A 7868-nucleotide genomic window follows, 5' to 3' on the forward strand; every position below is an offset into this window, starting at 1 on the left:
TATTCTTTGACTATACTTCATATAAATAATTGCAATTAGTAAAGCTACCATACCTGCACTAAACGTAACTGAATAGTTATAGGCTTGAAGCAAAATGATTCCAATTATGGGTGCAAAACCTGCTCTTACTCCAACTAAACTTAAATGAACTGCTTGATAATCGGCTGTCTCATTAACTTTACAAAAATAAGCAGATCCGATTCCCCATATCAATGGCATAGAACCAGCAAACAATCCATACATAAGGTTCGAAGCAATAAGCATATAATATACTTTGATTGTTCGAAATTCGAAATAGAAAGGAATATATTCGGTCAATGCCAAAAATAGAATAGTTAAAAGCATAAAGGAAAAACTGAGCACTGCAAATTTTCTGGGATCAATTTTACTTAAATAGCGCCCAAAAAATGGCAATGAAATTATTGCAATTGCATAGTAGAAGTTTTTATAGAAAGCAACAGCGGTGTTATTTAGAAATAAAATCTCACTATAGAACTTTGGAACTATTGTAAAACATGTCATCCAGGCAAAACCATATAGCATAAAACCGATTTCAAAATCCCGATAAGCTTTGTTTGATTTTAGGATTTGAAATGAGTTTTTAATTGAATTGACCAAAGCTATTTTAAAAGGCACTTTGATTACTGTATGAATAATATCAACACGTATATAACTAAGCAGTACTATAGATACGACACTCAAAATACCAAGAAATGGATAAACAATTCGATACCAATTGTAATCAAAATCCATAAGCAAGCCGAACAAAAAAGTTGCAACTATCATAGTTGCATTGTTTATCATGGTCGAATAACTGAATAATTTTCCAAAATTCTGATCCTTGTAATTGTTTTTTAAATACAAATTGATAATCGGCAGAACCACTGGTTTTGCTAAATAGTAAATAAAGAATATAGCAATAAACATTAGGTGGTAAAATTCTGAAGAAAGAAGAATTTGTAAATCCTTTGGAAAAAGCAGAAAACATAACATAGGCAGCCTGGTCAATAAGGCAACATAAATTAATAGTTTACGTTTGTTTTTATATCTTTTTAGAAACTCAGTAAACACTACTGAGAAAAGCAAAACAAAGTTCATGATTAAAAAGAGAAGCCCTAATTGAAAATCGGTACCTTTTAAACTGCGAATAAACACAAACTCGTTTAAAGCAAAAACACCTAGAGCTAAACCCTCAATAAATGAAAAAAAGAGATGAAGTATTAAAGTTCGTTTCTCTGTGAAACCTAAATTCCTGAATATTTCAAATTGGTAAATCAATTTCTTAATAATTATTAAAACAATTTCCTACAAAAATACAATAATCAGTTTCATTTTATAAAGGACTGTTATTCAACACATCTCAATTAATTACCACCTAGTAATATTGTTATTAATAATCAATTAATTACCTATATGTAATTAATTGTAAAAGCCTATAAATCAAATGGGTGTAATGACCTAAATCACACACCCATTTCTTTATATTATTGATTGCTCAATAACTACATTCTATGCTTTAAACTTATTAATGATGGCAGCTGCCATCTCTTGAGTGGATGCAGCACCATTGTTAATAACATCTGCTTTTCCAGTCATCTTCATCATATCGTAAGTTCGAACTTTTCCTTCAGTAACTACCTCAGCTACGGCCTTTCGAATTTTGGTCGCAATTTCAATTTCATCAATATATTCCAACATCATACAAGCCGATTCAATCATAGCAATTGGATTAACAATCGAAACAGGATAGTCTGCATATTTCGGTGCACTACCATGAGTAGGCTCAAAAATGGCAATTCCATTATCTGGATTTGTTTGAGCGCTACAAGCAAAACCAAGTCCACCTATTAAGCCAGCAAATCCATCTGAAACAATGTCGCCAAACATGTTACCTGCTACAATAACACCATAAATCTCTGGATTTTTGGTTAACCACATCATTTGTGCATCGATATTGGTATTCCACAGTTCAATTTGAGGATAATCAGCTTTTTGAATTTGCTGTGCCATTTTATACATCATGCCAGAAGTTTCCCTGATGACATTGGGCTTCTCACAAACTGTTACTGATTTATAATCGAACTTAACCGCATGTTCAAAAGCAGCACGAATAATTCTTTCAGTTGCTTTTTTTGTAAAAATACGTGTTGAAACTGAAATTTCTTCAACAGGAGTGCTACCAAAATTCTTCTTGAATTTTGGATGTGTCATTAATGCATCATAAACTTGTGCAGGCGGATTCGACCATTCTACTCCCCCATACAATCCTTCTGTATTTTGTCTGAATATAGCAACATCAACTTGTGGTTCTTCAATGCTGTTATTTTGCCCCCTTCTGATAAAATTCAATGGATTTCCTGTGTAGGAACGACAAGGTCTCAGACAAATATCCAAGCCAAAATGCTGACGCAATCCTACTATCGGACTGGAATAAACCAATCCTTTTTTCTGCAATTCGGGAGATAACTCATTAAATGCATCATCTTTTGGTTTTGATGTTATGGCACCAAATAACCCAATCTTATGTTTCTCGATCAGATCAATTGTTCGTTGAGGCAAAGGATTTCCTTCCTTACACCAAAACTCCCATCCTATATCACCTTCTACGTATTCAGCATTAAAGCCTGCAGCATCCAATACCTTGATACATTCATCAAGTACTGCTTTTCCAATACCATCACCTGGTAATTTAACAATAGTTCTCTTCTCCATAATCGTGTTTTAATTAATAAAAGGTTGTCAGGCTCAAACCATGACAACCTTTTCTATATTTACATTTTTATTAGTCTACAAATTCTATCCAGCCGTATTTATCCTCCAAATCGCCATATTGTATACCTTGCAAATGTTCATACAATTTTACTGACCATTTACCTGGTTTACCATCTTTACAATATAAATAATCTGCTCCAGTAGCATCATCATAAATCCTTTTGATAGGAGAAATTACTGCTGCCGTACCACATGCTCCTACTTCTTCAAATTCACCCAGTTCTTCTTTAGGAATGGGTCGTCTTTCAACTTTTAAACCCAATTCTTCAGCAATAGTACAAAGGCTTTTATTGGTTATTGATGGCAGAATCGTAGGAGACTCTGGTGTAACATAGGTGTCATTCTTAATACCAAAGAAGTTAGCTGGGCCAGCTTCATCAATATATTTTTTTTCTTTAGAATCAAGGAAGAGCACATTGGCAAAACCACTATCATGGGCTTTTTTCATTGCTCTTAAGCTGGCAGCATAGTTACCCCCAACTTTAATATTTCCAGTTCCCTGAGGAGCTGCTCGATCAAATTCTTCTGTCAATAGGAAATCAACAGGAGTAAATCCTTCTTTAAAATAAGGCCCTACCGGTGTAACAAAAACCATGAACATATATTCATTAGCGGGTTTGACACCAATCTGAGGACCAGAACCAATCAATAATGGCCTAATATACAAGGCTGCTCCTGTACCATGGGGTGGAACAAAATCCATATTCATTTTAACGGCTTTAAAAACAGCTTGTTTGAAAACTTCAGGTGGAAGTTCGGCCATCATGATACCAAATGCAGAATTATTCATTCTTTTATGGTTTTCTTCCCATCTAAAAACTCTAACTTTTCCATCTTTACCTTTGAAAGCTTTCATTCCTTCAAAAGATTCCTGTCCATAATGCAAGCATGTTGCTGCAATATGCATATTCACATATTCAGAAGAAGAAACCTCAAGCTTTCCCCATTTTCCATCACGGTAATAACATCTTACGTTGTAATCTGTTTTTTGGTATCCGAAGGGTAATTCGCCCCATTTTATATCTTTCATATCAATGAGATTAATTTGTTTAAATTGGCTAAAATCATTTTCTCAAGATTTCAAATATATATATTTCACAAAGATTTTATGATTTTGTTAAAAAAAACTATCAGTTTTTTTTCTAATACCAAAACAATACAAATTATGAATTAATCGGATATAAAAATTAGTTTGTTTGGGGATAACTAGCAATTATTCAGCTACCTTTTTTGATTAAATTAATAATACTTTTGAATTTCAATAAAGTAGCGTATACGTGAGTGAAACAAAGAAATTAGAAGGAATTGCCAGCCAGGTTAGACGAGATATTCTTCGGATGACCAATCATGCAAAATCGGGACATCCGGGAGGTTCTTTGGGATGTGCAGATTATTTAACCGTTTTGTTTTTTCAGCAAATGAAAATCAATCCATCCCATTTTGATATGAACGGTATTAACGAAGATGTTTTCTTTTTATCAAATGGTCATATATCGCCCGTTTTTTATAGCATATTGGCCAGACGAGGATATTTCGACATCAAAGAGTTAAAAACTTTTAGGCTATTAAATACTCGATTACAAGGACATCCTGCAACAGAAGAAAACCTTCCCGGAATTCGAATTGCATCTGGTTCATTGGGGCAAGGGTTGAGTGCGGCAATTGGTTGTGCGTTATCCAAAAAGCTAAATAATGATGACCGATATGTGTATGCATTAACAGGAGATGGCGAATTACAAGAAGGGCAAAATTGGGAGGCACTAATGTTTGCCGCACATCACAAAGTTGATAATTTAATTATTGCCATTGATTACAATAAAAAGCAAATTGACGGATCTACTGATGATGTAATTTCATTGCTGGATCTCAAATCAAAGCTGGATGCATTTGGATGTCAAGTAATTGAGCTTAATGGTAATAATATTGATGAAATCAGTAATGGATTAAATATTGCAAAAGATTATACTGCTAAAGGCAAGCCGATTGTTCTTTTAATGCATACCATCATGGGCAAAGGAGTGGATTTTATGGAGGATGATCATAAATGGCATGGAGTAGTGCCAAACGATGAACAACTAATAACTGCATTAAATCAATTGGAAGAGACTTTGGGTGACTATTAATACTATCACATGAAAACATTCAATTTAAAATTCATTATTTCTTTCTCTGTATTGATTTTCATTTCAGTACAAATGAGTGCACAAAGCCCAAAGACAAGGATTTTATTTCTACTTGACGGTTCTGGTAGTATGTGGGGGCAATGGGAAAAAGAACAAAAAATTAATGTTGCAAAAAGATTATTGACCAATTTGGTGGATAGTTTATCAAATATTGCTGATGTTGAACTTGCTCTGCGAGCTTATGGTCATCGCAGTCCAAAAGCGAAACAAGATTGTAAGGATACAAAATTGGAAGTTGCATTTGGGCCAGATAATAGAGACCAAATAGTCGAAAAACTAACTGCTATTCGACCGAAAGGAACCACACCTATCTCCTACTCCTTATCGGCTGCTGCAAATGACTTTCCAGCTGGAGGGAATATTCGTAATATCATTATTTTAATAACTGATGGAATTGAAGAATGCAGCGGAGATCCTTGTGCTGTATCTTTGGCATTGCAACGCAGAGGCATTATTCTAAAACCATTTATTATTGGATTGGGGATTTCAGATGATCTGTTAGCTCAATTAGATTGTGTTGGAAACTTTTTCAATGCAAAGGATGAACAATCATTCAGTAAAATACTCAATGTTGTAATTTCAAATGCATTGAACAACACTACATCTCAAGTGAATCTTCTTGACATTTATGGTAAGGCCACTGAAACCGAGGTCAACATGACTTTTTATGAAACAAATACTGGCATTATACGCTATAATTTTTATCACACAATGAACGATGCTGGCGTTCCTGACACTTTATTTATTGATCCTTTTGCAAATTACGACATAGCTGTTCATACTTTACCACCAGTATTAAAAGAAAACGTTGCCTTAATTCATGGCAAGCATAATATCATTCCTGTATCAACTCCACAAGGATTATTGGAACTAAAAGTGAAAGGCATTACGGCTTATAATAATTTGCAAGCCATTGTTTATCAAGAAGGAAAACAGGAAATAATTCATGTTCAAGATTTCAATTTTATTCAAAAATATTTGGTAGGAAAATATGATCTTGAGATTCTTACATTACCTAGAATTTCACTTAAGAAAGTTGAGATAAAACAAAGTCATACAACAACCATAGAAGTCCCTCAACCAGGGAAGGCTGTTGTTTTTGCACAAACATATATGATTGGCAGTATTTATCAGGAAATTGATGGCAAACTTGTTTGGGTAACAAATTTGGATGAAAGTATGTTGAAGCAAGTTCTCGTCATTCAACCCGGAACATATATCTTGTCGTATCGAAGAAAAAATGCCAGAAACACCTATTATACCAATGACAAACAATTCACCATATCTTCAGGAGGTTCTCTTAGCATAAATTTAAAATAATGAAAGAATTCAAAATAATAAATAATAAATCAACACGAGACGGTTTTGGAGATGGATTACACGAAGCATCCTTGCAAAATGATCGTATTGTTGCTTTGGCAGCGGATCTTACAGGATCCGTTAAAATGGATAAATTTCAAAAAGAATTTCCAAATCGCTTTTTTCAGGCAGGTATTGCCGAAGCAAATATGATTGGAGTAGCTGCTGGAATGACCATAGGGAATAAAATCCCTTATACAGGAACATTTGCTAATTTCTCAACCGGCAGGGTTTATGACCAAATCAGACAGTCGGTAGCATATTCAAATAAAAATGTAAAGATTTGTGCTTCACATGCTGGCTTAACGGTTGGTGAAGATGGTGCTACACATCAAATTTTGGAAGACATTGGATTAATGAAAATGCTTCCAAACATGACTGTTATTAACCCTTGTGACTATAATCAAACAAAAGCTGCTACCATAGCTATTTCAAATTATGAAGGGCCGGTGTATTTGCGATTTGGAAGACCTAATGTGCCAAATTTTATTCCTGTGGATCAGGTGTTTGAAATCGGAAAAGGAATACTTTTAAATGAAGGGAATGATGTAAGTATTATTGCGACCGGACATTTAGTTTGGAAGGCAATTGAAGCTGCCACGATACTTTCACAAAAAGGTATTAATGCTGAAATCATCAACATCCATACAATTAAACCTCTTGATAATGAAATGATACTCCAGTCAGTTAGGAAAACAAATTGTGTGGTGACTGCTGAGGAACACCAACGAAATGGTGGATTGGGTGATTCAGTGGCTCAACTTCTTTCAATAAATCACCCTACTCCAATAGAAATGGTTGCCGTTAATGATCGATTTGGACAAAGTGGAACACCAGATCAATTACTTGCCAAATACAATCTAGATGTTCCCGATATAGTTGAAGCAGCGTTGAAAGTAATTGACAGGAAGAAATGAAAATATAATTGTTATTAAACCTTCACTTCTTCTTTGAGTCTAATGTATCGTATTCAAATTATGTTCACTAATGCATCTGACCAATCAAGATATTCTCCTTATCCTCAAGCAAGATACTTCTAAAGCATTTAGGAAAATAGTCTCGTCTTATCAAAAACCAATTTATCATTTAGTGCGAAGAATGGTTATTGACCATGAAGATGCCAATGATATTACACAGGATGTATTTATAAAGGTCTGGCGAAAAATTGATAAGTTCAAAGGAGATTCAAAAATTTACACCTGGATTTATCGTATTGCAGTAAATGAAACACTCAACTTTCTGAATAAAAAGAAAAGAAGGGCAACTATTTCCATTCAGCAAAATGATATAGAGATTAGTCATAAGATTGACAACCCTAACTTATTCAATGGAGATGAAATTCAGAAGAGGCTTCAGAAAGCCTTATTAAAGCTTCCAAATAAGCAAAGATTGGTATTTAATATGAAATATTTCGAAGAATTAACATATGAACAAATAGCTGATATAACAGGAACCTCAAAAGGAGCCTTAAAAGCCAGTTATCATCATGCAGTAAAGAAAATTGAAAAGATTATTACTGATAGTTTTTAAACCTATTTATAGTTTGCATGTCAA

Annotated in this window: 7 protein-coding genes; 4 read left to right on the forward strand and 3 right to left on the reverse strand. The window is 34.1% G+C overall.

From position 1 onward, the window contains the following. From HOG71_06270 to HOG71_06280, 3 genes are all read right to left on the reverse strand, one after another. A partial coding sequence (locus HOG71_06270; GenBank protein MBT5990441.1) for an MFS transporter occupies positions 1 to 1278 on the reverse strand: 1278 nt, incomplete at its 3' end. A 231-nt stretch (positions 1279 to 1509) separates the two neighbouring features. Continuing rightward, positions 1510 to 2712 carry an isocitrate/isopropylmalate dehydrogenase family protein gene (locus tag HOG71_06275; protein MBT5990442.1) on the reverse strand — a complete coding sequence of 401 codons (1203 nt, stop codon included), beginning with the start codon at positions 2710 to 2712 and terminating at the stop codon, positions 1510 to 1512. A 70-nt stretch (positions 2713 to 2782) separates the two neighbouring features. After that, positions 2783 to 3802, reverse strand: coding sequence for a branched-chain amino acid aminotransferase (locus HOG71_06280; protein ID MBT5990443.1), 1020 nt, complete (start codon positions 3800 to 3802; stop codon positions 2783 to 2785). A gap of 247 nt (positions 3803 to 4049) precedes the next feature. Between HOG71_06280 and HOG71_06285 the strand changes: the two genes are divergently transcribed. The 4 genes from HOG71_06285 (at position 4050) to HOG71_06300 (ending at position 7844) form a co-directional block, all read left to right on the forward strand. Continuing rightward, entirely contained in the window at positions 4050 to 4895 is an 846-nt protein-coding gene (locus tag HOG71_06285) for a transketolase (GenBank protein MBT5990444.1), read from the forward strand. Between the two features lie 9 nt (positions 4896 to 4904). After that, positions 4905 to 6275, forward strand: a complete 1371-nt coding sequence (locus tag HOG71_06290; protein ID MBT5990445.1) for a VWA domain-containing protein — start codon at positions 4905 to 4907, stop codon at positions 6273 to 6275. After that, positions 6275 to 7231, forward strand: a complete 957-nt coding sequence (locus tag HOG71_06295; GenBank protein MBT5990446.1) for a transketolase family protein — start codon at positions 6275 to 6277, stop codon at positions 7229 to 7231. Before HOG71_06290 ends, HOG71_06295 begins: the two co-directional genes overlap by 1 nt. A 76-nt stretch (positions 7232 to 7307) precedes the next feature. Continuing rightward, on the forward strand, positions 7308 to 7844 hold the full coding sequence (locus HOG71_06300; protein ID MBT5990447.1) for a sigma-70 family RNA polymerase sigma factor: 537 nt from the start codon (positions 7308 to 7310) through the stop codon (positions 7842 to 7844). Positions 7845 to 7868: the final 24 nt, after the last annotated feature.

Source organism: Bacteroidota bacterium (assembly GCA_018698135.1).
GTDB lineage: Bacteria > Bacteroidota > Bacteroidia > CAILMK01 > JAAYUY01 > JABINZ01.

Excerpts from the sequence above, each read along its gene's own strand:
- HOG71_06290 (MBT5990445.1), top strand. The coding sequence starts at position 4,905 with ATGAAAACATTCAATTTAAAATTCATTATTTCTTTCTCTGTATTGATT.
- HOG71_06275 (MBT5990442.1), bottom strand. The coding sequence starts at position 2,712 with ATGGAGAAGAGAACTATTGTTAAATTACCAGGTGATGGTATTGGAAAA.
- HOG71_06295 (MBT5990446.1), top strand. The coding sequence starts at position 6,275 with ATGAAAGAATTCAAAATAATAAATAATAAATCAACACGAGACGGTTTT.
- HOG71_06280 (MBT5990443.1), bottom strand. The coding sequence starts at position 3,802 with ATGAAAGATATAAAATGGGGCGAATTACCCTTCGGATACCAAAAAACA.